Source organism: Mesorhizobium sp. B4-1-3, from assembly GCF_006439355.1.
GTDB lineage: Bacteria > Pseudomonadota > Alphaproteobacteria > Rhizobiales > Rhizobiaceae > Mesorhizobium.
Genome location: NZ_VFTG01000020.1, coordinates 1 through 25,702 on the forward strand (window position 1 = coordinate 1; position 25,702 = coordinate 25,702).

Below are 25,702 nucleotides of genomic sequence, written 5' to 3' on the forward strand. Positions count from 1 at the left end.
CTCCAGATTACCGAATCTGGAAACCCATGAATCACACATCACCGCAGAACTGAATCCTGAATGTCGATTGGTCCTAGGCGCCTGTCAATGGATCGCCACAGGGGCGAGCGCGCGGGAAAGGCTTGCCTCGCCCTTGCCGTAGATGGACGGGTTGTAATTGGCCAGCGTGTCGGTGCGGGCCGTGTTGAGCAGGTCATTGGTGATCTGCACCGGCGTTGCCTTGGTGAACTTGCTGCCGATGATCGCGGCATAGCCGGAGATGATCGGCGCGGCGAAAGACGTTCCGTAAAGGCCCGTCTTGTCGCCTTCGACGCCGACCACCAGGAAATGGCTCTGCACAGCCGGGTTCGAGCCGGCATAGTCGGAATACCAGGCGAGCTGAGCCTTGTTGGCCGTGGTGCCGTTCGTCGACAGCGCGCCGACGAAGATCGCCGTCGGTTTGCCGATCAGGGCAAGGTCGAGATAGTCCTGCTGGCCACCGGTGACCCCGCCGACAGCGACCGAATCGTTGCCGGCCGCCTTCGAGACGATGGCCGACCCCTTGCTGGCGTAGGAGATGATCGAGGACTCCTCTGGAGCCCACCAGATCTGGTTCGCGCCGTAGCCGGCGGTGGTGTACATGCCGTAGCTCAGGTTGAGCACGTTGCGGCCGCTAGCCAGCGAGACGGACGTGCCGGTCGAGAAATCCTTGGAGCGTATGGTTGCGGCGGGAGCGATCATGCTTGCTTCCTCGCGCGTCCATTCGCCGTGCCGCTGGGTCTGCACACCGATCCCGAAATTGCCGGAAAAACGCGACGTGCTGCTGAAGTCGTCGACCATTGTGATGGTGACGCCCTTGCCCTTGTAGCCGGCCGCCCATGCGGCGCCGACGTCGGGGCTCATCCAGTTCTGCACCGTTTGCGCAGTGCGCGCCACCGGGATCGTTGCGCTCACGCAGATGGAGCCGCCGCCATGGCATAGCGCAGCCGTCTCGTCCGCGCTGAGAACCTCCTGCGCCGAGGCGATCGGCGCCCAGAGGACGGCAAGGGCGGCTGCGACGCCCAACTTCGTTCCCCAGTTCAATGAGAAACGGGACGGGCGCGAATTCGGGCACGAGATGATGTTCATTTGCGGCTCCCGCGATCAGAAAGTGAGACGATAATTCAACCAGAGATGCATGGTCTCCGGCTTGGCGCTGACCAAGTATTTCAAGGTTTCCTCCGGCGCGGTGACGCCCGCCGCGAGCCGGCAATTGACGCTGTAGGTGCCCAGGTCGCCATAGTCGGCTTCGCAAGGCTTTTCAGTGAGGCCGCCGCCGATGGTCGAGGTGACCGCAAGCGACAGCGTGCTGTTCGGATTGGGATGGATCTGGGTGAGAAAGCCAAGCTTCAGGCTGGGCTCGATGCGGTATTTCTCGGCCTGCTCTCCGGTGCCGAACCCCCAGAGAAAGCCGGTATCGGGCGTGATCTGACTGAGGAAGTCGACATGCATATCGACCCAGCTCGCATGGTACCAACGGGTGAACGATATCCAGCTTCCGCTCTGCAACTCGTAGCCGCCATTGCCGAGGCCCCTGGCGCGATCGCTAAGTGGAGAACCCTGATGGATATCGACGAGCGAGGTCGTCCATTCCTGGGCCATTGCCGCGGACGCAAAGAGCAAGGCGCACGACAGGAGCGCCGCCGCGCAGAGACCTGCTCCGATGTTGGACCGCTCGCGCATGCGCGAAGCACCTCGCCCCACCATTCCGGACAGCGCCTTGATGGCAAAGGCTCCTCTGGCAGCCCCTCTGGCCGGATCATGGGTTGGAGAATCGCACGCGCACCGTTACCGGAAGGTTATCCAAGCCGCTACGAATATAAGAATTGCTTGAATTATGCGGAAAATGTTTCTGCCGGCGACCCACACGATCACCGGCAGGAGGCTTTGGCATGGCACAGGAGGCGCTCGTTCTTGTGTGGGGCCCCTTGTGGTCGAATTCTGGACGTTGGCCGCTCAGGCGGCATCGCGAACCTTCTGGATGCGCGAGCGGATCGCCTCGATCATCGTCTCGCGGATGATGGTTTCGCCATGCGTCTCGCGCATATGCTCGACGGCGCGGCGCATGACCTCAGCTTCCTCTTCGGCGCGCGTGTGCCAGTCGCAGCCAGGAACCAGCGATCCGCATTGAAATTCCTTCATCGGGTTTTCCTTTCCTCGCTCCGGAGCCACCAAGCCGACCGCTCCGGCCATTTGTTTTTATGCAATCCCTCGGAAGCTGTTGCGGGCTTTTTCGGAGGACTGCCCGGATGGATAACAATAACACGTGCCGCCGTTTTCGGTTGCATGAAGAATAACCAAGGCGGATCCGCGCCGCAAAGATACGAAACCGAAAGGCGGAGCACTGGTGCTCCGCCTTTCGTGCTGCCTGAGCCTGCTCTGCCGGGGCCTAGCCGTTACTTCATGATCTTGACGGCCTCGGCAATCTTGTTCTTGCCGCTCGTGTCCCAGGACACGCGGACTTTCTCGCCGGCCTGAATGCCGGGATCCTTGAAGGCCTTGGACAGCTTGAACGTCGATCCATCATCCAGAACAAGGCTCATGGTCGTTTGGTCAAAGCTCTTCACGGTTCCCGTGGTGTGCTTGACCGCCGCGAACGCGGCGCCGCCCGAGGCGAGAAGGGCGGCCGTTGCTGCCGTCACGATAAGCTTACGCATGGCGTGCTCTCCTGGAATGCGGGTGCCCATTTGGCGAGGCACCTCCGATGATCAGGGTCGTCAAGTCGCGTCGGGTCACGGCTGTGGGAGACGATGATCGCTATCTCTGCCGCCGGCGCTTCCCGACCCGAAGACCTTGATATCTCGATTTTTTCAAAACGATATTAGACGATAAAGATATTGCCCCTGCCACATTGACCGCCAAGATTCGGCGAATGGGACAGCAATGCGGCCATCGCCGCGCTCACCCGATCGTTACGGCCATTTTACCTCGGGCGGCAGGCTGGACAGGATCGAGGAGACATTGCCGCCGGTCTTCAGGCCGAAGATGGTGCCGCGATCGTGAAGCAAATTGAATTCGACGTAGCGGCCGCGCCGGATGAGCTGTTCGTCGCGCTCGGCATCGGTCCAGTTCTGGTTGAAGTTGCCCCGCACCAGATGGGCGTACACGACGAGGAAGGAGCGGCCGACATCCTGGACGAAATTGAGATCGGCATTCCAGCCGCCCTTGTCCTCGTCCGAATGCAGCCAGTCGAAGAAGATGCCGCCGATGCCGCGCGGCTCGTTGCGGTGCGGCAGGAAGAAATATTCGTCGCACCAGGCCTTGAATTTGGGATAGTCGGCGACGGCGGCGTTCTTCTCGCAAGCGAACTGCATGGCGCGATGGAAGGCGACCGTGTCGGGATCGTCTTGGGTGCGCCGACGGTCGAGCACCGGCGTCAGATCGGCGCCGCCGCCGAACCACTGGCGCGTGGTGACGACCATGCGGGTGTTCATGTGCACGGCCGGCACGTTGGGGTTCCAGGGATGCGCAATCAGCGAGATGCCGCTCGCCCAGAAGCGCGGGTCTTCCTCGGCGCCGGGAATCTGCTTCCTGAACTCGGGCGAGAATTCGCCATAGACGGTCGAGGTATGCACGCCGACCTTCTCGAAGACGCGGCCGCGCATCATCGACATGGTGCCGCCGCCGCCCTTGCCGTCGTCGCGTTCCCAGGGCGTCTTCTCGAAAAGACCGGGCGACCATGAGGACAGCGGTCCATGAAGCTCCTGCTCGAGCTGCTCGAAGGTGGCGCAGATGCGCTCGCGCAGCGCTTCAAACCAGAGGCGGGCCTTCATCTTCTTCTGCTCGATGTCGGCCGGCAGCCCCACCGGAAGGTCAGGTCGTTCCAAATCCGTCTCCAGTCGCAGGCCGCTTGCCTGACAAATGACTCGTTTTTTCTGCGCGCGATCCCTAATCTCTTAAAGGCAAGGGTCAAGTCCTGTCTGATCCAGGCGCAAAGGAGTTCCTTCGTGCGCACCCCGGCAAGACCGCCGCTGGATGGTTTGAAGAAGAGGCTGGAGCGCTCGCGGGCCGACCGTGCAGGCCAGCCGCGCGACGGTTTCCTGCGCGAGACCTTCGTGCTGCCGAGGCCAGCGGCCCGCCTCAAGGCGAAGGAGTGGTTCGAACGGTTCCCGAAGCAGGCCTACTGGACCGAGATCGAAAGCTGGTTCGAACGTCCGGGCGATGTCATCGAGTTCACCATGCGCCGGCTGCCGGCGGCGGATTGAGGTGCATTGATATTCAGGTGACGCCGGCCTGCAATGGCGGCTTCCTGCGCTTCCAGTGCTCACGTATTTTACGTACGCTCCGCTCCGGTTCTCGGAAGCCACCTAGTTTGGTCGCTTCGCGCCCGTCTTCGACTCCGGCTCGGCCTGACCTGAATCTCAATGCACCTTGGCGACAGACTGTCAGCGCACCGCCAGCCTTCTCGCCCCCGTCCCCTCCCGGGCCAGCCGGTCTTCCTTGTTCCTCAGCGGGCATTTGTCGATCGACATGCAGCCGCAGCCGATGCAGTCGGTCAGGCCGTCGCGCAATTTCTTCAGCTGGCTAATCTTCTGGTCGAGCCCATCTCGCCAAGCCGTTGAAAGCAGATTCCAATCCTCGCGCGTCGGCGTGCGGCCCTCCGGCAAAGCTTGAAAGGCTGCTGCGATCTCGGCCAAGGAGATGCCGACTTCCTGGGCGACGCGGATGATCGCCACGCGGCGCAGCACGTCACGGCTGTAGCGCCGCTGATTGCCAGACGTGCGGTGGCTGCGGATCAGGCCGCGCGCCTCGTAGAAATGCAGCGCCGAAACCGCGACGCCGCTGCGCATCGCCACCTGGCCGACCGTCAATTCCCGCACCGGAACCATTCTCAAATTCCTGCTTGACCTCAAGTTAAGTTGAGCTTGTAGCCAAGAAATGTCGGTGGGGCAATTGCAGGAGAAGGGTGATGTGCGCCTGGGCAGGAATGACGGCGGAAGGGGCGGCGGTTCGGGATAGCGCGGAAGCGCGAAAACTGGCTCGTTGTTTCGACGCAATTCCGGACGGAAAACCGTTTCACACTTTTCCTGGAATTGCTTTAGCCGATCTGACGGAGCGCTTCACCCGCGACCACGGCGACCGACAGCGCGACATTGATGCTGCGCGCCCCCGGCCGCATCGGTATGGTCAGTCGCGCATCCGCCGCTTGATGGACTTCTTCCGTCACGCCGGCGGATTCGCGGCCGAACAGGAGAATGTCGCCGGCGGCGAAAGCAAAGTCGGTATAGGCGGTCGCCGCCTTGGTGGTGAGCAGCACCAGGCGGCGCGCATGCGCCTTTCGCCATTCCTCGAAGGCGTGCCAGTCGGCATGGCGGGAGAGCGTCGCCATTTCGAGGTAATCCATGCCGGCCCGTTTCAGCGCCCGGTCGGAGAGCGGGAAACCAGCCGGCTCGATGATATCGACGCCGACGTCGAGGCAGGCGGCGAAGCGCAGGATCGTCCCGGTGTTGCCGGCGATATCCGGCTGGTAGAGCGCGATGCGGAGACGGTCGTTCATTTTCGCATCCTGCTAATAAGTGGCAGATCGGCCACAGGCATCTCCGGCTTTCGGCGATTTCTGGACTGTCGGATGGCCATTTTCTGCGAAGTCGAGTATATGCCCGCAGTCGTCAACCCGAACCGAATGGAGGGGAACACATGATGACCATGCACATCCAGCTCCCATCCGGGGCTTACGTATGCCCGCCGGCGGTTTCGGTACGACGATTCTTCTGACACTTTAAGTCCTCATCGCACCGATTCCCGCCGAACCAGTTTTCGGCCTTCGAAGGAATCTTGCGATGTTTTTCAAACTGCCAAAGGGCGGCCGCGCCCCCGCTGAACGTGTCGAGGCCGACGCTTGTCGCGTCCCAATCGACGCTTGCCGTCCCGTTCCGGCCGATTCGATCCGCGCCTTCGGTCGAATGCCGGTGATCGAGGCGGCGTCACCCTTTTTAACGCATTTGCATATGGAGGACGGACCAATGTTCGATCCCTACAAAATACCTGGTTCAAGAAGCCTGCACGAGCGCAAGGTGGCCACGTGGGCGCTGCTGATCGGCGAGACCTATTCGTCGGCGGTGCATGCCGAGGAACGGCGCAGGCCGCATCGCGGCATGCTGCCGGACGTCGATTTCTCGCGCGCGGTGCCCGACCACAGCCGACCCACGCTGGTGCGGCGGATCATCCGCCTGATCCGGCCGGGCGACAGGAACTGGGCAGGCTCAGGCTCTTTGTCGGCATTCTCGGGGCCGTCAGGATCGTCGAACGAGCCTGTCGGCGAAATGCCGGCGAAACCCTATATTGCGAGCAGCAGGGCCGGCGACACGGATGATTCCGTGTCGCCGGCCCGCAATGCCGGGCGGCCGCAAAACCCACCGCATCAATCCCGCGCAGCGTAAGCGCATAGCATCGTGAGTGCCCGGAATGTTCCGCTGGTTTGAAAACAGGCTCAATCCCTTCCCGGCTGCGGAGCCGGTCGAGCCACCCAAGACGCTGATCGCGTTCTGCGTGCATTACACGCGCGGCGCCTGGCCCTACATCATCTTCGATGCGGTGCTGGTGACGGCGATCGCTTTCACCGAAGTCTGGATGTTCGGCTTTCTTGGCCGCATCGTCGACTGGCTGTCGGCGCAGAACCGCGAAACCTTCCTGCAGACGGAGCACTTGAAGCTCGCCGGCATGGCTTTCGTCGTGCTGTTCGCCCTGCCGGGCACGGTCTGGCTGCATTCGCTGCTCAACCAGCAGACGCTGATGGGCAACTATCCCATGCGCATCCGCTGGCAGGTGCATCGCTATCTGCTCAAGCAGTCGATGGCCTTCTATCAGGACGAGTTCGCCGGCCGCATCGCCACCAAGCTGATGCAGACGGCGCTCGCTGTGCGCGAATGCGTGATCAAGCTGATCGACGTCTTGAACTACGTCATCGTCTATTTCCTCGGCATGTTGTTCATCGTCGGCTCGGCCGACTGGCGGCTGGCGGCGCCGCTTGCCGTATGGCTGGTCGGCTATGTCGGGCTCTTGCGCTTTTTCATCCCGCGGCTCGGCAAGGTCGGCGAGGAGCAGGCCAATGCGCGCTCGACCATGACCGGGCGCGTCGTCGACAGCTACACCAACATTCAGACGGTGAAGCTGTTTTCGCATGCGCGGCGCGAGGCGACCTTCGCCAGGGAAGGCATGGCGAGCTTCCTCGACACCGTCTACCGCTCGATGCGGCTGGTGACGGTGCTTTACGGACTGCTCTACATCCTGAACTCGCTGCTTTTGTTCTCGGTGACGGCGATCTCGCTCTGGCTGTGGTTGGGCGAGGCGGTGACGATCGGCGCGGTCGCCGTGGTCATCGGCCTGGTGCTGCGCATGTGGGGCATGTCGCAATGGATCATGTGGGAGATGTCCGGGCTGTTCGAGAATATCGGCACGGTGCAGGACGGCATCCAGTCGATCTCGCTGCCGCGCCTGGTCGAAGACAAGCCGGGCGCGAAGGACATCGCCGTCAGCCAGGGTGAAATCCGCTTCGAGGACATCGGCTTCCATTACGGCAAGCAGAAGGGCGTCATCGAGAACCTGTCGCTCACCGTGAAGCCCGGCGAGAAGGTCGGCATTGTCGGGCGTTCGGGCGCCGGCAAGTCGACGCTGGTCAATCTGCTGCTGCGTTTCTACGACCTGGAAAGCGGCAGGATCCTCGTCGACGGCCAGGAGATCGCGGCGGTGACGCAGGATTCGCTGCGCGCGCAGATCGGCATGGTGACGCAGGACACCTCGCTGCTGCACCGCTCGGTGAAGGAGAACATCCTTTACGGCCGGCCCGACGCGACCGACGAGATGCTGATCGAGGCGGCGCGCCGGGCGGAGGCGCTCGATTTCATCGGCGGGCTTTCGGACCACAACGGCCGTAAGGGATTCGACGCCCATGTCGGCGACCGCGGCGTCAAACTGTCCGGCGGTCAGCGGCAGCGCATCGCGATCGCCCGCGTCATGCTGAAGGACGCGCCGATCCTGATCCTCGACGAGGCGACCTCGGCGCTCGATTCGGAAGCCGAGGCAGCGATCCAGGAGAATCTCTACAAACTGATGCAGGGCAAGACCGTGATTGCCATCGCGCATCGGCTATCGACGATCGCGGCGATGGACAGGCTCGTCGTCATGGACAAGGGCCGCATCATCGAGGAAGGCTCGCATGAGGAACTCGTGGCCAAGGGCGAGCTTTACGCGCAGCTCTGGCAGCGCCAGTCGGGCGGCTTCCTGCTCGATGACGCGCCGGCTGACGCCAAAGCGCCTCAATCCGAGTGGGCGGCGGAGTGACGCGATCACAGCGATTCCAGGAAAAGTGCGTAGCGGTTTTCTGTCCGGAATTGCGCAAAACAAAGACTTGGAGCGCCCGACGGTTCTGTGAGCCGTCGAGCCGCTCCGGCATCAAGGTTACAGCGATTGCCGGGAATCGATCCCAGGCGTAACGACGACATGGTCAGAAGCCTGCCGGCGACCAAATCAGGCCCCGGCGGGTTCCGGCGCCTGTGAGAGAAAAAATGTTCGACCGCATCTTCACCTGGTTCGAAAGCCGTTATTCGCCGGTGGCGCTGGCCGAAGACAGGCAGCCGCCAATGGGGCTTTGGCGCTTCTACTGGTATTTCATAAGGCAGTTTCGCACCGCCTATTGGCTGCGCGTCGTCATCGTTGCGGTCGCGGCAATCGTGGACGCGATGCTGCCGATTTTCGTCGGCCTGATCGTGGGCCTGCTTTCCAGCACCAAGCCGGGCGATTTCTTCGCCGCGCATGGGCAACTGCTCGTCATCATGGCGATCGTCGTGCTGCTGCGTCCGCTGTCGATGGTTATCGATGCGCTCATCCGCAACCATGCCATCGCGCCGAACCTCATCGACCTCATCCGCTGGCAGAGCCACTGGCATGTCGTGCGCCAGGACTGGTCGTTCTTCCAGAACGACTTCGCCGGCCGCATCGGAACCAAGGTCATGCAGAGCGGCGATTCGATGGAGATGAGCGTCAACCTCACCGTCGATGCCGTATGGTATGCGCTGGTCTTCGTGGCGGTCGCCATCGTCGTGCTGGCCCGGCTCGACCCGCTTCTCCTGGCTGGCTTGGCGGTGTGGCTGGTGTTCTATTGCCTGATCTTCTGGTCAGCGATGCCCAGGATCACGCAACGCTCGTCCGAATTGTCGGAGCGGTGGTCACAGGTGAGCGGCCGGATGGTCGATAGCTACACCAATATTTTGACGCTGAAGACGTTCTCGACCGGCGAGCATGAAGACAACTATGTCTCGCAGGCGGTCGTCGAGCACGCCGACACGTTCTACCAGCTGATGCGCGTTTTCACGCTGATGTGGTCGGCCCTGTTCATCCTCAACGCGGCGCTGCTTGTGGCCGTGAGCTGGCTGGCGCTCGTTGGCTGGAACGCCGGCGCGATGACCACCGCGGCCGTGGCGACGGCGATACCGTTCGCGCTGCAGATCGCCAACATCTCCGGCAGGATCCTCGATGTCGGCGCCAACGTCTTCCGGCAGATCGGCGTCGCCAGCAATTCGATGACGACGATCGCGCGGCCGATCGTCATGCAAGACCAGCCCGACGCACCGGCCCTCGTCGTGACCGCCGGCGCAATCGAGTTCGACCGGGTGAACTTCAACTACTGGCGCAAGGACGGCAAAGGCGGCGTCATCGACAATCTGTCGCTGAGGATCGCGCCGGGCGAGCGGGTTGGCCTGATCGGCCGTTCCGGGGCCGGTAAGTCGACGCTGGTCAATCTCGTGCTCAGGCTGTTCGACGTGCAGGACGGCAAGGTGCTGATCGACGGGCAGGACATCCGCAACGTCTCGCAGGAAAGCGTTCGGGCGGCGATCGGCTTCGTCAACCAGGACACCTCGCTCTTGCATCGGTCGGTTCGCGAGAACCTCAAATATGGGCGCCAGTCGGCCAGCGACGAGGCGATGTTCAGGGCCGCCAAGGCCGCCCAGATCGACGATGTGATCGCCGGACTGACCGATCCGCATGGGCAGAGCGGCTATGAGGCGCTTGTCGGCGAGCGCGGCGTGAAGCTGTCCGGCGGGCAGCGGCAACGCATCGCAATTGCCCGCGTTATGCTGAAGGACGCGCCGATCCTCATTCTCGACGAGGCGACGTCCGCGCTCGATTCGGAGGTGGAGGCCGCCATCCAGGAGAACCTCTACAAGCTCATGCAGGGCAAGACCGTCATCGCCATCGCCCACCGGCTGTCGACCATCGCGGCGATGGACCGGCTCGTCGTCATGGACAAAGGCCGCATCGTCGAGGACGGCTCGCATGAAGCGCTGATCGCAAAGGGCGGGCTCTATGCCCAGCTCTGGCGGCGCCAGTCGGGCGGATTCCTGCTCGAGGAGAAGCCGGTCGCCGACGATCTGCCGACGAAAGGTGAAGCCGCCGAATGATGCAGGCCATCTATCGCTGGTTCGAGCACTGGGTCTACCCGTTCCGCGAGCCTGCGAATCTGCGGCCGCCCGCCGGCGTCGGGGGCTTCCTCTGGCACTATGTCGGACAGGCGAAGCTTGCCTTCTTCGCCATGCTGATCATCGGCGGCATCGCCCCGCTGGTCGAGGCCGGCCTGTTCTATTTCGTCGGAAGGCTGGTCGATATCCTCGACCAGTTGCCCGGCGAGCGAAGCTGGCATGCGCTTTGGGCCGCCGCCGGTCCCGAGCTCCTGTTCATGGGCGCGGTGGTGCTCATCATCCGCACCGCCGTGGTCGGCCTGTCGGCGCTGGTCGACGAGCAGACGATCACGCCGGGCTTCTACAACCTAGTGCGCTGGCAGGCGCACCGGCACGTCTCGCGCCAGTCCTACGCCTTCTTCCAGAACGATTTCGCCGGCCGCATCGCGACAAAAGTCTGGCAGGCGGGGCAGGCGACAGGCGACCTGATGGAAAGCTTCATCGAGGTGGTCTGGTTCATGATCGTCTATACGGTCACCACACTAGCGCTGGTCGCGGGGCTGGATTTGCGGCTGGCGGTGATGGTGGTGGTGTGGATCGCGGCATTCGGCTGGCTGGCGAAACTTTATCTACCGGCGATCCGCAAGCATGCCGAAGCGACCGCCGAGGCCGGCTCGATGATCACCGGCCGCATCGTCGATTCCTATTCCAACGTTCAGACGCTGAAGCTGTTCGCTGCCGACGGCGACGACCGTTATATCCGCAACGGCTTCGATATCTATCTCGACGCGCTGCGGCCCTTCACGCGGCGGCTGACCGGCGTGCGCATGGCGCTGACCATGCTCTCCGGCGTCATGATCACCGCGATCGCCGCCTTCGCCATCTATCTGTGGGTCGAAGGTTCGATCACCGTCGGTGCCGTCGCCTTCACGCTATCGCTGGTGCTGAGGCTCAACATGCTGCTGGGAAGGCTGATGATGCAGCTCAACAGCATTCTGAGGAACCTCGGCGTGCTTGAGAACTCCAAGGCGCTGATCACGCAGCCGCTCGGCCTGACCGACGCGCCGGACGCCAAGGAACTGGTCGTCACCGGCGGCCGCATCGACGTCAGCAATGTCACCTTCCATTACGGCAAGGGGGCAGGGGTGCTCGACGGCATCGACCTCATCGTGCGCCCGGGCGAGAAGGTCGGTCTGGTCGGCCCGTCGGGTGCCGGCAAGACCACCTTGGCCAACCTGATCCTACGTCTCTATGACCTGGAAGGCGGCCGGATCCTGATCGACGGCCAGGATATCGCGCATGTGACGCAGAACTCGCTGCGCGGCAATATTGGGGTCGTCAGCCAGGATACGGCGCTGTTCCACCGCTCGCTGCGCGACAACATCAAGCTCGGCATGCCGGATGCCACCGATGCGCAAGTGGTCGCGGCGGCGAAAAAGGCCGAAGCGCATGACTTCATCCTGGGACTGCGCGATACCAGAGGTCGCGCCGGCTACGAGGCCTATGTCGGCGAGCGCGGCGTGAAGCTCTCCGGCGGGCAGCGGCAGCGCGTGGCGATCGCGCGCGTCTTCCTCAAGGATGCGCCGATTCTCATCCTCGACGAGGCGACCTCGGCGCTCGATTCGGACATCGAGGCGGCGATCCAGGAGAACCTGACCAGGCTGATGGAGAACAAGACGGTGATCGCGATCGCGCACCGGCTCTCCACCATCGCGGCGCTCGACCGGCTGGTGGTGCTCGACGGCGGCCGCATCGTCGAACAGGGCACGCATGACGAACTGGTGGCGCTCGATGGGCTCTATGCGCGGCTCTGGAAACGGCAGTCCGGGGGCTTCCTGTTCAATGAGGAAAGCGCGCTGGAAGAGACGCGGCCGGCGGAGTAGAACGGCGTCATGTCGGTACGCATGCCCACCAATTTCGGACGGTCAGGCGCGCAGGAGAGCGCGCTCGACCTGCTCGGCCACGAAATCCTCGCCGAAAAGGCCGCAGCGCTCGGCCGCGCCGGCCAGCGTGTCGAGGAAAGCCTTGCCAAGTTGCGCGAGGGTGGCGAGGGCGAGCATCGTAACCGGTTGCTCAAGGAAGCGGCGGCGGCCGTCCACGCCTACTTCATCCAGCGCGAGCTTTGCGGCTTGCGCAAGCACGATGCCGTGATCCGCGAATACGACATCCCTCGGGCGGTTCTGGTCAGGCTGGGCGCCAGCTAGAGCGTTTCACCGTTTCACGGAAACGGCGAACCGCTCTATCCCTTTGTTTTGACGCAATTCCGCACGGAAAACCGCTCACACTTTTCCCGGAATTGCTCTAGGAACCGACAACGCTACTCCAGCCATTCCGTGATGAAGTGGCCGTTCTCATGGATGTCGGTGCTTTCGAGCGGACCGGGGCCGAGATTGGTGAATTTGTGCGGCGTGCCGGGCGGCACGATCAGGATCTGGCCGGCGGTGGCCTTGATCTCCTGGTCGCCGATCATGAACAGGCCGGTGCCGGAACGGATGACGAAGATCTCCGCGTAGGGATGCTTGTGCAGGCGCGGCCCGCCCCCGATCTTCTCCTGATAATTGAAGATCAGGCAGGAATTGGCGCCGAATTGGCCGCATTGCAGCTCGCCTTTCCAGCGGTCGGGGGCTTCGGCCCAGCTGTCGCGTTCGATGACATGCGCCATGGCGGCAGAATAGACCGTGCCAGGAGCCGATGTCGAGGCAAACACGGCCTCGACTTCGCCCCGGATTCCCGTTGTTCGCCCTGCAAGCCGGCCTCGCAAGGACGCATCGGCCACGGTCGCTGCCCATCCCCGCGACAATCTGCCCTTGTGGCCTCACCCCGCTGGACAAAAACGGGCCGCCCGCATAAACCGAAAATCCAAATGCCGGAGGAATTCGCTAGCCTGTTCGCCATGCGCTGTCGGGCAGGTGCGATGAGCGGGGACAAGGCTCGGCCTCCGGTTAGGAAGAGGCGAAAGGATCAGGCACCCGTGAGCGCAACCGACATCCACGATCCCAACCGTCGCGATTTTCTCTACGTAGCCACCGGCATGGCCGCCGTTGTCGGCGCCGGAGCCGTCGCGTGGCCGTTCATTGACCAGATGCGCCCCGACGCCTCGACGCTGGCGCTGGCCTCGGTCGAGGTCGATGTCTCCTCGCTGCAGCCGGGCAGCTCGCTGATCGTCAAATGGCGCGGCAAGCCGGTGGTGGTGCGCAACCGCACCGAGAAGGAAATGAAGGACGGCGAAGCCGTCAACCTCGCCGATCTCAAGGACCCGATCGCGCGCAACGCCAACCTGCCGGCCGACGCGCCGGCGACCGACGCCAACCGCACCACGCCCGGCAAGGAAGCCTGGATGGTGATGGTGCAGGTCTGCACCCATCTCGGCTGCATCCCGCTGGGCCAGGAAGGCGACTTCGGCGGCTGGTTCTGCCCGTGCCATGGTTCGCAATACGACACCGCCGGCCGCATCCGCAAAGGCCCGGCGCCGGAGAACATGGCGATCCCGGTATTCAAGTTCATTTCCGATACCAAGATCCTTATCGGTTGAGGCAGGGGACATTTCGATGAGCGAGGGACACTCGACCTATACGCCCAAGACCGGTATCGAGCGCTGGTTCGACGCCCGCATGCCGTTGCCGCGGCTGATCTATGACAGTTTCGTCGCCTATCCGGTGCCGCGCAACCTGAACTACATGTGGACGTTCGGCGGCATCCTGTCGATCATGCTGGTCTCGCAGATCCTGACCGGCATCGTGCTGGCGATGCACTACACGTCCGACACCAATCTCGCCTTCGATTCGGTCGAGAAGATCATGCGCGACGTGAATTCGGGATGGCTGTTGCGCTATCTCCATTCCAACGGCGCCTCGTTCTTCTTCGTCGCCGTCTACATCCACATCTTCCGCGGCCTGTTTTATGGTTCCTACAAGGCGCCGCGCGAGCTGCTGTGGATCCTAGGCTGCATCATCTACCTGCTGATGATGGCCACCGGCTTCATGGGCTATGTGCTGCCTTGGGGGCAGATGAGCTTCTGGGGCGCCACCGTCATCACCGGCTTCTTCAGCGCCATCCCGCTGGTCGGCAACTGGATCCAGCAGCTTTTGCTCGGCGGCTTCGCCGTCGACGACCCGACACTGAACCGCTTCTTCGCGCTGCATTACCTGCTGCCGTTCATGATCGCCGGCGTTGTCGTCCTGCACATCTGGGCGTTGCATGTCGTGGGCCAGTCGAATCCGACCGGCATCGAGGTCAAGTCGAAGACCGACACCGTCGCCTTCACGCCCTATGCGACCATCAAGGACGCGTTCGGCATGATCGTGTTCCTGTTCGTCTTCGCCTATTTCGTCTTCTATCTGCCGAACTATCTCGGCCACCCGGACAACTACACGGTCGCCAATCCGCTGAAGACGCCGGCCCATATCGTTCCGGAATGGTACTTCCTGCCGTTCTACGCGATCCTGCGCGCCATCACCTTCAACATCGGCCCGATCAACTCCAAGCTCGGCGGCGTGCTGTGCATGTTCGGCGCTATCGCCATGCTGTTCCTGGTGCCGTGGCTCGACACCTCCAAGGTCCGCTCGGCGGTCTACCGTCCGTGGTACAAGCTGTTCTTCTGGCTGTTCGTCGCCGACGCCATCCTGCTCGGATGGCTGGGCTCGCAGCCGGCGGAAGGCTCTTACGTCTTCATGGCGCAGATGGCGACTTTGTTCTACTTCGCCTTCTTCCTGATCATCATGCCGGTGCTCGGCCTGATCGAGACGCCGCGGAGGCTGCCGAACTCGATCACCGAGGCGGTGCTGGAAAAGAACAAGGGCGGCAGCGGACATCCGGCAGGCGCGACCGCCGCGCCGGAAACCAAAGGCTGAGGATCTGAGGGGATTTTGGGTATGAAGAAGATTCTCACCTCGCTGGCGCTGCTCGGCCTGGTGGTCGCGGGCACTTGGATGTCAAGTGCTGGGGCCATCGCCGCGGAAGAACAGAACCCGGCTGCTCCGACGCATTTCCCGATCAACGAGCCGAAGGAAATGAGCTGGAGCTTCGCCGGCCCGTTCGGCACCTACGACAAGGCGCAGCTGCAGCGCGGCCTCAAGGTCTACAAGGAAGTCTGCTCGGCCTGCCATTCGATGAACCTGGTGGCCTTCCGCACGCTGGAAGGGCTCGGCTATTCGGACGCGCAGATCAAGACGCTGGCCGCCGGATACACCATTCATGACGGCCCGAACGATGCCGGCGACATGTTCGACCGCCCCGGCAAGCCGTCGGACCACTTCCCGGCGCCGTTCCCGAACGAGCAGGCCGCGGCCTCCGCCAATGGCGGCGCCGCCCCGCCGGACATGTCGCTGCTTGCCAAGGCGCGCGGCGTCGAGCGCGGCTTCCCGCGCTTCATCTTCGATATCTTCACCCAGTATGCGCAGGGCGGCCCGGATTACATCCACTCGCTGCTCACCGGCTACGACCAGACGCCGCCGGCTGGCATGGTTATCCCGGAAGGCACGCACTACAATCCGTACTTCCTGTCCGGCGTGTCGCTGAAGATGCCGAAGCCGCTCTCGGACGGCCAGGTGACCTATGACGACGGCTCGCCGCAGACCGTCGACCAGTATGCCCGCGACGTCTCGGCCTTCCTGATGTTTGTCGCCGAGCCGCATCTGGAGGACCGCAAGAAGACCGGCTTCCGCGTCATGGTCTTCCTGCTGCTCTTCGGCGCGCTGGTCTACATGACCAAGCGCAGGGTGTGGGCAGACGTCGCGCATTGAGGCGCGATAAAGCGGAAAGCTCGAAGGGCGCCCCTGAGGCGCCCTTTTCGCATTTCGAGACCGCGTTGATCCGGCCATGTCACATGGCCGTCATTGCGCGTGGCGATCCTGTCTTGCCCCTACTTCAAAGGATCCTACCCATGAAAAGATTCGCATCGCTCGCGGCAGGTTTCCTGCTGCTTGTCACCGGACATGTCGCCCATGCCGAGGAGGCGCAGCCCTTCGTCACCAGCAAGGACATCGATCTGACGATGATCCTGCCTCCGCCGCCCGCCAACGATTCGGCTGAGACCAAGGCTGAACTCGGCGAGGTGCTAACCCTTCAGGTGACGCGCACGCCGGAAATGGAAAAGCGCGCCATCGCCGATGCCGAAGAGAATGTGTGGCGATTCGCGGATGTCATGGGACCGAAGTTCAGCAAGGAAACGCTGCCAAAATTCAGCGCCTTCTTCGATCGCGTCGTGGCGACCGAAGGCGCCGTGGTCGATCCTGCCAAGGATGTCTGGAAGCGTCCTCGCCCGCATCAGCTCAGCGATCTCGTCAAGCCGGTCGTGAAGCTGTCGAACTCCGGCTCGTGGCCGTCTGGCCACGCGACGGTCGGCACGATGATGGGCATCATTCTTGCCGACATGGTGCCGGAGAAGCGGGCAGAGATCATGGCGCGTGCGGCCGAATTCGCCCATAATCGCGTGGTCGGCGGCATCCACTATCCCTCCGATATCGAGATGGGCAAGATTTCCGGCAGCGTGATCGCCGCGGTCCTACTCAACCGTCCCGATTTCAAGGCCGAGTACGAAGTGGCGCGCTCCGAACTGCGCTCGGACCTCGGCATGTAGCCGCACGGCAGCGCCTGCTTTCGAAGGGCGCCTTCGCGGGCGCCCTTCCTTTTGGCCGCGGCCGGTCGGCGCCGATCCTTGCCGGATGTGCTTGTCTCCGGCGCGACATCGCGGTAGCCCTTGTCGGTCGCGTCGGGCAGCAATGGCCGGCGCCGTCAAATCCGACAGCCGGACATGCGGAAAGCCTCGATGAAATCCTCCCTCGAAGACACGCTGCTTGCAGCTATCCGCACCATCCCGGACTATCCGAAGCCCGGTATCCTGTTTCGCGACATCACCACGCTGCTTGGCGACGCGCGTGCCTTCCGCCGCGCCATCGACGAGCTGGTGCATCCCTATGCCGGGCTGAAGATCGACAAGATCGCGGGCATCGAGGCACGCGGCTTCATCCTCGGCGGCGCCGTTGCGCACCAGTTGTCGGCGGGCTTCGTGCCGATCCGCAAGAAGGGCAAGCTGCCTTACGAGACGGTGCGCGTGGCCTACAGCCTCGAATACGGGCTGGACGAGATGGAGATGCACAAGGATGGCGTCTCGCCGGGCGAGAAGGTGATCGTGGTCGACGACCTGATCGCCACCGGCGGCACGGCGGAAGCGGCGGTGAAGTTGCTCAGGCAAATCGGCGCCGACATCGTCGCCGCCTGCTTCGTCATCGACCTGCCGGACCTCGGCGGTCGCCAGAAGCTGGAAGCGCTCGGCGTGCCGGTCAGGACGCTGATCGGGTATGAGGGGCATTAGTCAGTGGTGAATAGTGAATAGCGAATAGCGAATACGTTCGAGCACGAAATTTATGCGCCTTTACTACACACCACTCGCTACTCCACCTTCACCAGAACGGCGCTGTCGAACTCAATCACCTTGTCGCCGGTCGAATCGAAGCCTTCCGAGCGCAGCGTAAGCAGGTTCCAGCCAGGGCGCCCGGCGAGCGGGCGGTGCGCCAGCGCGGTGCGCGTGAAGGTCACCGTCTCGCCGGCATAGACCGGCTTCAGCCACTTCAAATTGCGGAAGCCGGGCGAGGGGCCGAATTCGGGCTGCGGGCCGGGGCCGGTCCAGCGTACGCCCTCGGTTTCCATGCGCTTTTCGAGATTGTATTTCATCCAGGTGGCGGCGGTGTGCCATCCCGAGGCGCAGAGCCCGCCGAGCACGCTCTTCCTCGCCGCCTCTTCATCGACATGGAAGATCTGCGGATCGTATTTCCTGGCGAACGCCTTGATCTCGTCGGCCTCGAACTTGTGCGAGCCGAGCGTGACCGTCTGGCCGATCAGGAAGAATTCGTCGAGGCTCATGCCGCGGCCTCGCGGGTCAGAAACATGCCGGTGTTCTCCAGCTCGAAGACGCTTTCGCCGCGCTGGTTGACCAGTTCGCTATGCATGGTGATCAAGCCGAGCTGGGGCCGCGATTTGGATTGGCGCTTGGACAGGATCGTGACCGTGCCGCGCAGGGTGTCGCCGGCCAGAACCGGCTTCTTCCATTTCACATGCTCGATGCCGGGCGACCCTTGAGAAGTCGAATCGAGCAGGAAGGCGTCGCACAGCATGCGCATGAACATCGCGCAGGTGTGCCAGCCCGAAGCCGAAAGCCCGCCGAGGATGCTGGCTCTGCCGGCTTCCTCGTCGAGATGCATCGGCTGAGCATCGAATTCCGAGGCGAATTCGATGATCTCGGCAGCGCTTACGGTCTTGCTGCCGATGTCCAGCGAGGCGCCCTCGACGAAATCCTCATAAGCCCAGGTCTTTCCGGTCATGTCGGCAATCCGGTTATCCCAAAGATCGGGCAACCCGGATGCAGGCCTAGGACGGTTTGGTCAAGTGATTTCTGGTAAGCCAGTCAGGCCATCAGGTATTGAACTTGAACAGCATGATGTCGCCGTCCTGGACGACATATTCCTTGCCTTCGTCGCGCGCCTTGCCGGCTTCCTTGGCCGCCACTTCGCCGCCCAGCGTGACGAAGTCGTTGTAGGAGATCGTCTGGGCGCGGATGAAGCCGCGTTCGAAGTCGGTATGGATGACGCCGGCCGCCTGCGGCGCCTTATCGCCCTTGTGGATAGTCCAGGCGCGCGTCTCCTTCGGCCCGACGGTGAAATAGGTGATCAGGTGCAGGAGCTCGTAGCCGGCGCGGATCACCTTGTTGAGGCCAGGCTCGTCGAGGCCGATCGAGGCCAGGAACTCCATTTCCTCCTCGTCGGAAAGCTGGGCGACTTCCGCTTCGATCGCCGCCGAGATCACCACCGTGCCGGCGCCTTGCGCGGCGGCCATCTTCTCCACCGCGCGGGTGTGCTCGTTGCCGGTGGCGGCATCCGCCTCGGCGACGTTGCAGACATAGAGAACGGGATGCGAGGTGAGCAGGTTCAGCCCCTGCAGGATGCGCAAATCCTCCGGCGCGATGCCGTTGAGCAGGAAGCGCGTCGGCTTGCCGGCCTGCAGCAATTCGAGGGCGGCTTCCATCATCGGCAGCACGGCCATGGCTTCCTTGTCCTTGCCGGCGGCGCGCTTGCGGAACTGGACGATGCGGCGCTCGAGGCTTTCGAGGTCGGCGAGCATCAGCTCGGTCTCGACCGTCTCGGCGTCGGCCACCGGGTCGATGCGGCCTTCGACATGGGTGATGTCGTCATCCTCGAAGCAGCGCAGCACATGCACGATGGCGTCGACCTCGCGGATGTTGGCGAGGAATTGGTTGCCCAGCCCTTCGCCCTTGGAGGCGCCGCGTACCAGGCCGGCGATGTCGACAAAGGAGATGCGGGTCGGGATGATCTCCTTCGACTTGCCGATCGCCGCGATCTTCTGCAGGCGTGGATCAGGCACCGCCACCTCGCCGGTGTTCGGCTCGATGGTGCAGAAAGGATAGTTGGCGGCCTGCGCGGCGGCCGTCCTGGTCAGCGCGTTGAACAGCGTCGACTTGCCGACGTTGGGCAAGCCAACGATGCCACATTTGAAACCCATGTTCGTCCAGTCCTGTGGGAATTCGATTTGGTGAGGGCTATGGGCGATAGGGGTGACGAACGTCAAGCCCCGATCGGCCGGGCCGCCTCATGGCGGCTAATCTGGTTATCGCGGGATCATCGTGCAAGCCGGCGAAGTCTGGCGGGACGTCGGGCGGTGCGGGCGGTACCGCCTCTTAGTCCTTTCCGAACAGCTTCTTCAGCATGGCGGCCATCGGGCCGCTTTCGGGAATTTTTGTCGCCGGCTGCTGCGGGCGCGCCTGGCGGATATGGCTTTGCTGTTTCGGCGGCTTGGGCGGCGGGCGGTCGTCGTTGCCGGTCGGCACGAGCTTGTCGCGCAGAGTGAGCGTGACGCGGTTCATGAACGAGCTGTCGTCGCCCTTGGCGAGCAGCGCAGCGTCGTCGGCGATTGCGTCCAGCAGGACATCGAGCCACTCGTAGTCCGCCTTGGCGAAATCGCCGAGCACGTGGCCGTGCACCATCTCCTTGACGCCGGGATGGCCGACGCCGATGCGCACCCGGCGATAGGCGTTGCCGACATGCTGGTCGATCGAGCGGATGCCGTTGTGGCCGCCGGAGCCGCCGCCCACCTTGACCCTGAGCTTGCCGGCGGCAAGGTCGATCTCGTCGTAGAAAACGGTGAGCGCGGCGGGTTCGAGCTTATAGAAGCGCAGCGCCTCGCCGACCGACTGTCCGGACAGGTTCATGAAGGTTTGCGGCTTGATCAGCAGGATTTTCTCGCCGCCGAGCGTGCCTTCTGAGATCAGGCCCTGGAATTTTCTCGACCAGGGCGAAAAGGAATGGCGGCGGGCTATCGCGTCCGCCGCCATGAAGCCGACATTGTGCCGGTTGTTCTCGTATTTCGCGCCCGGATTGCCGAGGCCTGCAAAGACAAGCATCGTCGCCTCCAAGCGTGGAGAATTACTTCTCTTCGGCCGCCGGGGCCGCCGTCTCGGTGGCCGTCTCGGTGGTGGCTTCAGCCTCCGGCTTCATCGCCGACGAGCCGGCAATGGTCGCGATGGTGAAGTCGCGATCGGAGATGACCGGCTTGACGCCGGCCGGCAGCTTGACGGCCGAGATGTGGATCGAGTCGCCGATGTCGGTGCCGGCGAGATCGACGGTGATGAATTCCGGGATCGCGTTGGCCGGGCAGTGGAACTCGACTTCGTGGCGAACGATGTTGAGCACGCCGCCGCGCTTGATGCCGGGCGACTTGTCCTCATTGATGAAGTGGACAGGCACGTCGACATTGACTTCGGTGTCCTTGCCGATGCGCAGGAAGTCGACATGGACAGGGAAATCCTTGACCGGGTCGAGCTGGAAATCCTTCGGCAGGACCTGGATCTTCTTGCCGTCGACATCGATCGTGGCGACCGTTGTCAGGAACCCGCCGCCATGGATCTTGTAGAAGATGTCCTTGTAGTTCAGCGCAATCGCCAGGGGAGGCTGCTTGTCGCCGTAAATAACTGCAGGCACTTTACCGTTGCGGCGAACTGCACGGGCGGACCCCTTACCGACCTGTTCGCGCGCTTCGGCCTTGAGCTCGTAAGCATCGTGGCTCATGGCATTTCCTTTCGCGTGTTATGGAGCGCTTGCGGCAAGCACGAAGCCAACCGTAAACGTCGAAAGCCGTCGCGGCCTTGCACGACCTGTCCGATGCGTTTGGCGATCCAAATGCGTCTGGGGATCATGCGAGGCCTGGGCGGCCTTCCTCCGCGTTGCCTCCAAGGGTGTCTACGCGGATGGCGGCTCTATAGCGGAAGGCGGGCAAGGGTGCAAGCGGTTGGGCTGAAAGGCCTGCAGGGTGGTTCCGGTGCCGAGCATAAACCGGAAATCCCGTTTGCGACAAATGTAGGATCGGGCGGTTCCCGAACGTCCTGCGGCGCGTGACCAGATCCGTGGGGACCACTATGAAACTCCTGTTCAGCCGCAATCCCAATCCTCGCCTCGCTGTCGCGACGGCGCGCTATCTCAAAGCGGAGATCGCGTTCGAGTTCGCATCGCCGATGGCGCCGGGGCAGGCCGAGCGTTACCGCGCGCTCAATCCCAATCTGACCTTGCCGATATTGGTCGGCGCGGGATGGACCCTGTGGGAGGCCGACGCGATCGCCTGCCGGCTTTCGCGCGAGACGCGTTCGGATTTCTGGCACGGCGGGGACGACGAGCCGGACATGATCCGTTGGATCAGCTGGGGCAAGGAACGCTTCGCCTTCGCTTGCGACATGGTGCATTTCGAGCGCGGCACCAAGCAGCGCTATGGCCTGGGTCCGATCGATCAGGCGCTGGTCGAGGAAGGGCTGAGGCAGTTCCATGGAGCCGCGGCGGTCCTTGAGCCTGAGCTTTCCGCGCGGGAATGGCTGGTCGGCAATTCGATCTCCTATGCGGATTTCCGCATGGCGACGTTCCTGCCGTTCAACGACGTCGCCGGATTGCCGCTCGACGACTATCCCTCGGTCCGCCGCTGGTATGGCCGGCTGGAAGCGATCGATGCCTGGCGCGACCCGTTCCAGGGGTTGGAGGCGCCGCCGCTGCCGCCGGTGCAGATCGAGGCATGACCGCAGCTTTTGCGCGATTCCGGACGCTAGAGCAATTCCAGGAAAAGTGTGAGCGGTTTTCCGTCCGGAATTGCGCTAAATCAAAGAGATAGGGCGTTCGCCGTTTCCATGAAACGGTGAAACGCATTAGGCGTCGTCGTTCGCTTGGCCGCCGTTCAGCGCATCGCGCAATGTCTGGATTTGCCGGTTCAAGACATCGAGTTCAGCCAATTTCATGCCTGAGCGTTCGATCAGCGTCTCGTTCAGGCAGCTGCACTGGACGAGCAGGGCTCGTCCGCTGGGGGTCAGGTCGACCTGCACCTGGCGCTCGTCGGTCCGGCTGCGCTGCCGGGTGACAAGGCCAGCCTGCTCCATTCGCTTCACCAGCGGCGTGATGGTGCTCGATTCCAAGGCGAGCCGATGCGCGATGCTGCCAACCGACATGCCGTCCGCCTCTCCCAGCGCGTTGAGCACGAGATATTGCGGATAGGTGATGCCCATCTCGTCCAGCATCGGCTTGTAGGCGCGGTTGATCGCCATCGAGGTGGCATAGAGCGTGAAGCAGAGCTGATTATCCAACGGGAGAGGCACTGCGCATTCCTTTTGCCGACTGAGCATCTGGTGTGTACCACGAAAAACGATATCGCGATACATATTTTCATGGACAAGGCTTCCAGTCTCCGTTACCAAATTATTTATCGCGATATTGTTTATTGCGGTATCAACCAAAGGAGATTGAGATGACCTCGCAAACCAAGCCGGGCTCGGGCAGCGACACGATCACCACCAAGGACGGAACGCAGATCTTCTATAAGGATTGGGGGACGGGCCAGCCGATCGTCTTCCATCATGGCTGGCCGCTGAGCAGCGACGACTGGGACGCCCAGATGCTGTTCTTCCTGGCCCAAGGCTACCGCGTCATCGCGCATGACCGGCGCGGCCATGGCCGTTCCAGCCAGACCGACATCGGCAATGAGATGGACACCTATGCCGCCGACGTGGCGGCGCTCGCCGCGCATCTCGACCTCAAGGACGCCATCCATGTCGGTCATTCGACGGGTGGCGGCGAGGTGGCGCGCTATGTCGCGCAATATGGCGGCGCAGGCCGCGTCGCCAAGGCCGTACTGATCGGTGCGGTGCCGCCGATCATGGTGAAGACGCCGGCAAATCCAGGTGGTCTGCCGATCGAGGTGTTCGACGATTTCCGGGCGGCGCTGTCCGCCAACCGCGCCCAGTTCTTCCACGACGTGCCGGCCGGACCGTTCTACGGCTTCAACCGCCCGGGCGCGCAGGTTTCCGAAGGCGTCATCGACAATTGGTGGCGCCAGGGCATGATGGGCGGCGCCAAGGCGCATTACGACTGTATCAAGGCCTTCTCGGAAACGGACTTCACCGAAGACCTGAAAACAATCGACGTGCCGGTCCTGGTCATGCATGGCGACGAAGACCAGATCGTGCCGATCGCCGACTCCGCGCTGCTTGCTATCAAGCTGCTCAAGAAGGGCGAGCTCAAGGTCTACAAGGGCTTTCCGCACGGCATGGCGACGACCCATGCAGACGTCATCAACGCGGACCTGCTGGCCTTCTTCAAGGCCTGAGCTTGCCTGCTGAAACCGTGAAAGCACCCGCCCAAGGGCGGGTGCTCGAAGAGGGAAGGACCATCGTGCAAGGTTGAGCAGGATGGCCGACCCCCTGCCGTTCTCTTCGACATCGGTGAGAAGCCAGCACCCACCCGCCAATATCTCATGTCCGGACTCGACGCCGAAAATGGTAGTATCCCCTCCGAAGAGGGGGCAACAGAATGGGTGTCGGCTTGGGACCGCTGCCTGATGCCAGCGGCTGTAGCATCAGGTCGATCCGATGAGGTATGTTTCGCTGGGAACGTTTCCGATCTGGCGGCCGGTCCATGGCGGTCAATTGAGGGCAAATGCCATTCACAAGGTCCTGCGGGATTGTGGATGGGAAACACGTCATGTGGTCGTTACCCCCCACCGCGGTGCCAGGCGGGAAATGGAGACCGGCGATCTTTTCATCGAGATGCCGCGCCGCTTTCGCAAGAAGATGGCCAGGCGCAAATGGCGTTCCGATGTCGCCAGCGCCGAATTCGTGGCGCGCAGCAAATCCAGTCGCCGCGCAATCGCAAAATTCCTCGATGACTTCAGGCCGGATGTCATCGCCCTCGAGCAATGCTGGCTTTGGCCGGCTTTGCATGAGTATGTCGAGACGGGCTCGCCGGAGGCACGCTTTTCGATCGTGTACAGTTCGCACAACGTCGAACAGCAATTGCTGGCGCAAGAGGCCGCGATAGCCGGCGCGGGGACGGACCTGTGGAGCGCGCAACGCGCGGCGGACATCGAATCCGATCTTGCCGCAAAGGCAGACCTGGTCGTCACCGTCAGCGAGCAGGACGCAGCCTTTTTCCGCAAGCTCAATCCAAGCGTGGTGGTCGCCGCCAACGGCATATGGCCGCGCGAAACGTCCGCCGCCTTCGATCATTGGGCGTCGCGCTTCGCCGGCCTGCGCACCGCGCTGTTCGTCGGGTCGGGCCATCCGCCCAACATCCGCGGTTTTCTCCGGATGACGGGACCGGACCTCGGTTTTCTCTCACCCACCGAGCGGATCGTCGTGGTGGGCGGCGTTGCCGACCAGATCCGGAACGATCCCCGATACCTGCGGCACCATGGTGCTGACAATGCCCGGATCGAGCTGCTCGGCGTGCAGGACGGTGCGACCCTCGGCGCGCTGATCGAGCTTGCCGATGCCGTGATGCTTCCGATCGTCGAAGGCGGCGGCACCAACATCAAGACCGCGGAAGCGCTGTACAGCCGCAAGCCGGTCGTGGCGACGAGCTTCGCGTTTCGTGGCTACGAGCAATTCAAGCATTGGCGAAATGTCCGGCTGGCGGACAGGCCGGAAGATTTTCGGGATTTGCTCGCGCAGGCCCTCAGAAGCGAACCGGAAGCATTGACGCAGGCAGACATCGCACAGCTCGACACGCTGCTTTGGACCGCGACGCTCCAAAAGCTTCCTGGGCAATTCGCAGCGCTGCCGAGGCGGCTGCCCCAGGCGACTGCTGTCGATGGTCCCGGCGGCTTTCTGCCCGGCCTGCTGCGGCGCATGGGCTTGTGGAGAAGAAGCTGATTTCGCGTACCGGCGGGCGTTGAGGAAAGAACCTGCGTTTTGGGACGTTGCGCTATGGAGATGCCGCCGGATCCGGAACCGTCAAGGTTCCGAACCCGGCGGC

Annotated in this window: 28 protein-coding genes; 14 read left to right on the top strand and 14 right to left on the bottom strand. The window is 62.9% G+C overall.

The features are described from left to right. Window positions 1–84: 84 nt before the first annotated feature. From FJW06_RS21830 to hemF, 5 genes are all read right to left on the bottom strand, one after another. The gene (locus FJW06_RS21830; protein WP_140754374.1) at window positions 85–1,107 is read right to left on the bottom strand and encodes a S8/S53 family peptidase; all 1,023 of its coding nucleotides are present in this window, start codon (window positions 1,105–1,107) and stop codon (window positions 85–87) included. A gap of 15 nt (window positions 1,108–1,122) precedes the next feature. After that, on the bottom strand, window positions 1,123–1,701 hold the full coding sequence (locus FJW06_RS21835) for a hypothetical protein (RefSeq protein WP_140754376.1): 579 nt from the start codon (window positions 1,699–1,701) through the stop codon (window positions 1,123–1,125). Window positions 1,702–1,974: 273 nt separating this feature from the next. Then, the gene (locus FJW06_RS21840; protein ID WP_040989704.1) at window positions 1,975–2,160 is read right to left on the bottom strand and encodes a DUF1059 domain-containing protein; all 186 of its coding nucleotides are present in this window, start codon (window positions 2,158–2,160) and stop codon (window positions 1,975–1,977) included. Between the two features lie 254 nt (window positions 2,161–2,414). After that, the gene (locus FJW06_RS21845) at window positions 2,415–2,675 is read right to left on the bottom strand and encodes a DUF1344 domain-containing protein (protein WP_140754574.1); all 261 of its coding nucleotides are present in this window, start codon (window positions 2,673–2,675) and stop codon (window positions 2,415–2,417) included. 255 nt (window positions 2,676–2,930) lie between these two features. Continuing rightward, window positions 2,931–3,845 (bottom strand): oxygen-dependent coproporphyrinogen oxidase, encoded by a 915-nt coding sequence (hemF, locus tag FJW06_RS21850; RefSeq protein WP_140754378.1) that lies wholly within the window; start codon window positions 3,843–3,845, stop codon window positions 2,931–2,933. 120 nt (window positions 3,846–3,965) lie between these two features. Here hemF and FJW06_RS21855 point away from each other — a divergent pair, with 120 nt between their 5' ends. After that, complete coding sequence (locus FJW06_RS21855; RefSeq protein WP_140754380.1) at window positions 3,966–4,223, top strand: hypothetical protein; 258 nt, start codon at window positions 3,966–3,968, stop codon at window positions 4,221–4,223. Window positions 4,224–4,403: 180 nt separating this feature from the next. Here FJW06_RS21855 and soxR read toward each other — a convergent pair whose 3' ends face one another. Together soxR and FJW06_RS21865 are read right to left on the bottom strand one after the other, a co-directional pair. Continuing rightward, a complete protein-coding gene (gene soxR / locus FJW06_RS21860; RefSeq protein WP_140754382.1) occupies window positions 4,404–4,847 on the bottom strand; it encodes a redox-sensitive transcriptional activator SoxR in 444 nt (147 codons plus the stop codon). A 209-nt stretch (window positions 4,848–5,056) separates the two neighbouring features. Further along, window positions 5,057–5,515, bottom strand: a complete 459-nt coding sequence (locus tag FJW06_RS21865; protein ID WP_140754384.1) for a tRNA (cytidine(34)-2'-O)-methyltransferase — start codon at window positions 5,513–5,515, stop codon at window positions 5,057–5,059. A gap of 406 nt (window positions 5,516–5,921) precedes the next feature. Between FJW06_RS21865 and FJW06_RS21870 the strand changes: the two genes are divergently transcribed. The 5 genes from FJW06_RS21870 (at window position 5,922) to FJW06_RS21890 (ending at window position 12,616) form a co-directional block, all read left to right on the top strand. Further along, entirely contained in the window at window positions 5,922–6,398 is a 477-nt protein-coding gene (locus FJW06_RS21870; protein ID WP_246674777.1) for a hypothetical protein, read from the top strand. A 25-nt stretch (window positions 6,399–6,423) separates the two neighbouring features. Then, window positions 6,424–8,298, top strand: coding sequence for an ABC transporter ATP-binding protein (locus FJW06_RS21875; protein ID WP_140754388.1), 1,875 nt, complete (start codon window positions 6,424–6,426; stop codon window positions 8,296–8,298). 224 nt (window positions 8,299–8,522) lie between these two features. Next, complete coding sequence (locus FJW06_RS21880; RefSeq protein ID WP_140754390.1) at window positions 8,523–10,415, top strand: ABC transporter ATP-binding protein; 1,893 nt, start codon at window positions 8,523–8,525, stop codon at window positions 10,413–10,415. Continuing rightward, a complete protein-coding gene (locus FJW06_RS21885; RefSeq protein WP_140754392.1) occupies window positions 10,412–12,295 on the top strand; it encodes an ABC transporter ATP-binding protein in 1,884 nt (627 codons plus the stop codon). Before FJW06_RS21880 ends, FJW06_RS21885 begins: the two co-directional genes overlap by 4 nt. 9 nt (window positions 12,296–12,304) lie before the next feature. Further along, window positions 12,305–12,616 (top strand): DUF6665 family protein, encoded by a 312-nt coding sequence (locus FJW06_RS21890; RefSeq protein WP_140754394.1) that lies wholly within the window; start codon window positions 12,305–12,307, stop codon window positions 12,614–12,616. Between the two features lie 113 nt (window positions 12,617–12,729). Here the strand turns inward: FJW06_RS21890 and FJW06_RS21895 are convergent, their stop codons facing one another. Further along, the gene (locus FJW06_RS21895; protein ID WP_140754576.1) at window positions 12,730–13,074 is read right to left on the bottom strand and encodes a cupin domain-containing protein; all 345 of its coding nucleotides are present in this window, start codon (window positions 13,072–13,074) and stop codon (window positions 12,730–12,732) included. Between the two features lie 309 nt (window positions 13,075–13,383). Here FJW06_RS21895 and petA point away from each other — a divergent pair, with 309 nt between their 5' ends. From petA to FJW06_RS21920, 5 genes are all read left to right on the top strand, one after another. Further along, window positions 13,384–13,944, top strand: coding sequence for a ubiquinol-cytochrome c reductase iron-sulfur subunit (gene petA / locus FJW06_RS21900; protein ID WP_112126775.1), 561 nt, complete (start codon window positions 13,384–13,386; stop codon window positions 13,942–13,944). 16 nt (window positions 13,945–13,960) lie between these two features. After that, entirely contained in the window at window positions 13,961–15,262 is a 1,302-nt protein-coding gene (locus tag FJW06_RS21905) for a cytochrome b N-terminal domain-containing protein (RefSeq protein WP_140754396.1), read from the top strand. Between the two features lie 21 nt (window positions 15,263–15,283). Next, window positions 15,284–16,153 (top strand): cytochrome c1, encoded by an 870-nt coding sequence (locus tag FJW06_RS21910; RefSeq protein ID WP_140754398.1) that lies wholly within the window; start codon window positions 15,284–15,286, stop codon window positions 16,151–16,153. A gap of 140 nt (window positions 16,154–16,293) precedes the next feature. After that, entirely contained in the window at window positions 16,294–16,989 is a 696-nt protein-coding gene (locus FJW06_RS21915; protein WP_140754400.1) for a phosphatase PAP2 family protein, read from the top strand. A gap of 189 nt (window positions 16,990–17,178) precedes the next feature. Continuing rightward, the gene (locus FJW06_RS21920) at window positions 17,179–17,724 is read left to right on the top strand and encodes an adenine phosphoribosyltransferase (protein WP_073986147.1); all 546 of its coding nucleotides are present in this window, start codon (window positions 17,179–17,181) and stop codon (window positions 17,722–17,724) included. Between the two features lie 77 nt (window positions 17,725–17,801). On the opposite strand, the gene FJW06_RS21925 is transcribed toward FJW06_RS21920, so the two are convergent. The 5 genes from FJW06_RS21925 to FJW06_RS21945 all read right to left on the bottom strand — a co-directional run bounded on the left by FJW06_RS21925 (window position 17,802) and on the right by FJW06_RS21945 (window position 21,487). Continuing rightward, entirely contained in the window at window positions 17,802–18,272 is a 471-nt protein-coding gene (locus tag FJW06_RS21925; RefSeq protein WP_140754402.1) for a MaoC family dehydratase, read from the bottom strand. Continuing rightward, complete coding sequence (locus tag FJW06_RS21930; RefSeq protein WP_140754404.1) at window positions 18,269–18,730, bottom strand: MaoC family dehydratase; 462 nt, start codon at window positions 18,728–18,730, stop codon at window positions 18,269–18,271. Before FJW06_RS21930 ends, FJW06_RS21925 begins: the two co-directional genes overlap by 4 nt. Window positions 18,731–18,821: 91 nt before the next feature. Next, window positions 18,822–19,925 carry a redox-regulated ATPase YchF gene (gene ychF / locus FJW06_RS21935; RefSeq protein ID WP_140754406.1) on the bottom strand — a complete coding sequence of 368 codons (1,104 nt, stop codon included), beginning with the start codon at window positions 19,923–19,925 and terminating at the stop codon, window positions 18,822–18,824. 175 nt (window positions 19,926–20,100) lie between these two features. Next, on the bottom strand, window positions 20,101–20,823 hold the full coding sequence (pth, locus tag FJW06_RS21940; protein WP_140754408.1) for an aminoacyl-tRNA hydrolase: 723 nt from the start codon (window positions 20,821–20,823) through the stop codon (window positions 20,101–20,103). Window positions 20,824–20,845: 22 nt separating this feature from the next. After that, window positions 20,846–21,487 (bottom strand): 50S ribosomal protein L25/general stress protein Ctc, encoded by a 642-nt coding sequence (locus tag FJW06_RS21945; RefSeq protein ID WP_140754410.1) that lies wholly within the window; start codon window positions 21,485–21,487, stop codon window positions 20,846–20,848. Between the two features lie 347 nt (window positions 21,488–21,834). Between FJW06_RS21945 and FJW06_RS21950 the strand changes: the two genes are divergently transcribed. Further along, window positions 21,835–22,479: a glutathione S-transferase family protein gene (locus FJW06_RS21950; protein WP_140754412.1), complete on the top strand. Its 645-nt coding sequence runs from the start codon at window positions 21,835–21,837 to the stop codon at window positions 22,477–22,479. A 126-nt stretch (window positions 22,480–22,605) separates the two neighbouring features. Here the strand turns inward: FJW06_RS21950 and FJW06_RS21955 are convergent, their stop codons facing one another. Then, window positions 22,606–23,049, bottom strand: a complete 444-nt coding sequence (locus FJW06_RS21955) for a MarR family transcriptional regulator (protein ID WP_140754414.1) — start codon at window positions 23,047–23,049, stop codon at window positions 22,606–22,608. Between the two features lie 149 nt (window positions 23,050–23,198). Between FJW06_RS21955 and FJW06_RS21960 the strand changes: the two genes are divergently transcribed. Beyond that, on the top strand, window positions 23,199–24,056 hold the full coding sequence (locus tag FJW06_RS21960; RefSeq protein ID WP_140754416.1) for an alpha/beta hydrolase: 858 nt from the start codon (window positions 23,199–23,201) through the stop codon (window positions 24,054–24,056). 262 nt (window positions 24,057–24,318) lie between these two features. After that, the gene (locus FJW06_RS21965; protein WP_140754418.1) at window positions 24,319–25,599 is read left to right on the top strand and encodes a glycosyltransferase; all 1,281 of its coding nucleotides are present in this window, start codon (window positions 24,319–24,321) and stop codon (window positions 25,597–25,599) included. Window positions 25,600–25,702: the final 103 nt, after the last annotated feature.

Excerpts from the sequence above, each read along its gene's own strand:
- FJW06_RS21830 (WP_140754374.1), bottom strand. The coding sequence starts at position 1,107 with ATGAACATCATCTCGTGCCCGAATTCGCGCCCGTCCCGTTTCTCATTG.
- FJW06_RS21835 (WP_140754376.1), bottom strand. The coding sequence starts at position 1,701 with ATGCGCGAGCGGTCCAACATCGGAGCAGGTCTCTGCGCGGCGGCGCTC.
- FJW06_RS21840 (WP_040989704.1), bottom strand. The coding sequence starts at position 2,160 with ATGAAGGAATTTCAATGCGGATCGCTGGTTCCTGGCTGCGACTGGCAC.
- FJW06_RS21845 (WP_140754574.1), bottom strand. The coding sequence starts at position 2,675 with ATGCGTAAGCTTATCGTGACGGCAGCAACGGCCGCCCTTCTCGCCTCG.
- soxR (WP_140754382.1), bottom strand. The coding sequence starts at position 4,847 with ATGGTTCCGGTGCGGGAATTGACGGTCGGCCAGGTGGCGATGCGCAGC.
- FJW06_RS21865 (WP_140754384.1), bottom strand. The coding sequence starts at position 5,515 with ATGAACGACCGTCTCCGCATCGCGCTCTACCAGCCGGATATCGCCGGC.
- FJW06_RS21870 (WP_246674777.1), top strand. The coding sequence starts at position 5,922 with ATGCCGGTGATCGAGGCGGCGTCACCCTTTTTAACGCATTTGCATATG.
- FJW06_RS21875 (WP_140754388.1), top strand. The coding sequence starts at position 6,424 with ATGTTCCGCTGGTTTGAAAACAGGCTCAATCCCTTCCCGGCTGCGGAG.
- FJW06_RS21880 (WP_140754390.1), top strand. The coding sequence starts at position 8,523 with ATGTTCGACCGCATCTTCACCTGGTTCGAAAGCCGTTATTCGCCGGTG.
- FJW06_RS21885 (WP_140754392.1), top strand. The coding sequence starts at position 10,412 with ATGATGCAGGCCATCTATCGCTGGTTCGAGCACTGGGTCTACCCGTTC.
- FJW06_RS21890 (WP_140754394.1), top strand. The coding sequence starts at position 12,305 with ATGTCGGTACGCATGCCCACCAATTTCGGACGGTCAGGCGCGCAGGAG.
- FJW06_RS21895 (WP_140754576.1), bottom strand. The coding sequence starts at position 13,074 with ATGGCGCATGTCATCGAACGCGACAGCTGGGCCGAAGCCCCCGACCGC.
- FJW06_RS21905 (WP_140754396.1), top strand. The coding sequence starts at position 13,961 with ATGAGCGAGGGACACTCGACCTATACGCCCAAGACCGGTATCGAGCGC.
- FJW06_RS21910 (WP_140754398.1), top strand. The coding sequence starts at position 15,284 with ATGAAGAAGATTCTCACCTCGCTGGCGCTGCTCGGCCTGGTGGTCGCG.
- FJW06_RS21915 (WP_140754400.1), top strand. The coding sequence starts at position 16,294 with ATGAAAAGATTCGCATCGCTCGCGGCAGGTTTCCTGCTGCTTGTCACC.
- FJW06_RS21920 (WP_073986147.1), top strand. The coding sequence starts at position 17,179 with ATGAAATCCTCCCTCGAAGACACGCTGCTTGCAGCTATCCGCACCATC.
- FJW06_RS21925 (WP_140754402.1), bottom strand. The coding sequence starts at position 18,272 with ATGAGCCTCGACGAATTCTTCCTGATCGGCCAGACGGTCACGCTCGGC.
- FJW06_RS21930 (WP_140754404.1), bottom strand. The coding sequence starts at position 18,730 with ATGACCGGAAAGACCTGGGCTTATGAGGATTTCGTCGAGGGCGCCTCG.
- ychF (WP_140754406.1), bottom strand. The coding sequence starts at position 19,925 with ATGGGTTTCAAATGTGGCATCGTTGGCTTGCCCAACGTCGGCAAGTCG.
- pth (WP_140754408.1), bottom strand. The coding sequence starts at position 20,823 with ATGCTTGTCTTTGCAGGCCTCGGCAATCCGGGCGCGAAATACGAGAAC.
- FJW06_RS21945 (WP_140754410.1), bottom strand. The coding sequence starts at position 21,487 with ATGAGCCACGATGCTTACGAGCTCAAGGCCGAAGCGCGCGAACAGGTC.
- FJW06_RS21950 (WP_140754412.1), top strand. The coding sequence starts at position 21,835 with ATGAAACTCCTGTTCAGCCGCAATCCCAATCCTCGCCTCGCTGTCGCG.
- FJW06_RS21960 (WP_140754416.1), top strand. The coding sequence starts at position 23,199 with ATGACCTCGCAAACCAAGCCGGGCTCGGGCAGCGACACGATCACCACC.
- FJW06_RS21965 (WP_140754418.1), top strand. The coding sequence starts at position 24,319 with ATGAGGTATGTTTCGCTGGGAACGTTTCCGATCTGGCGGCCGGTCCAT.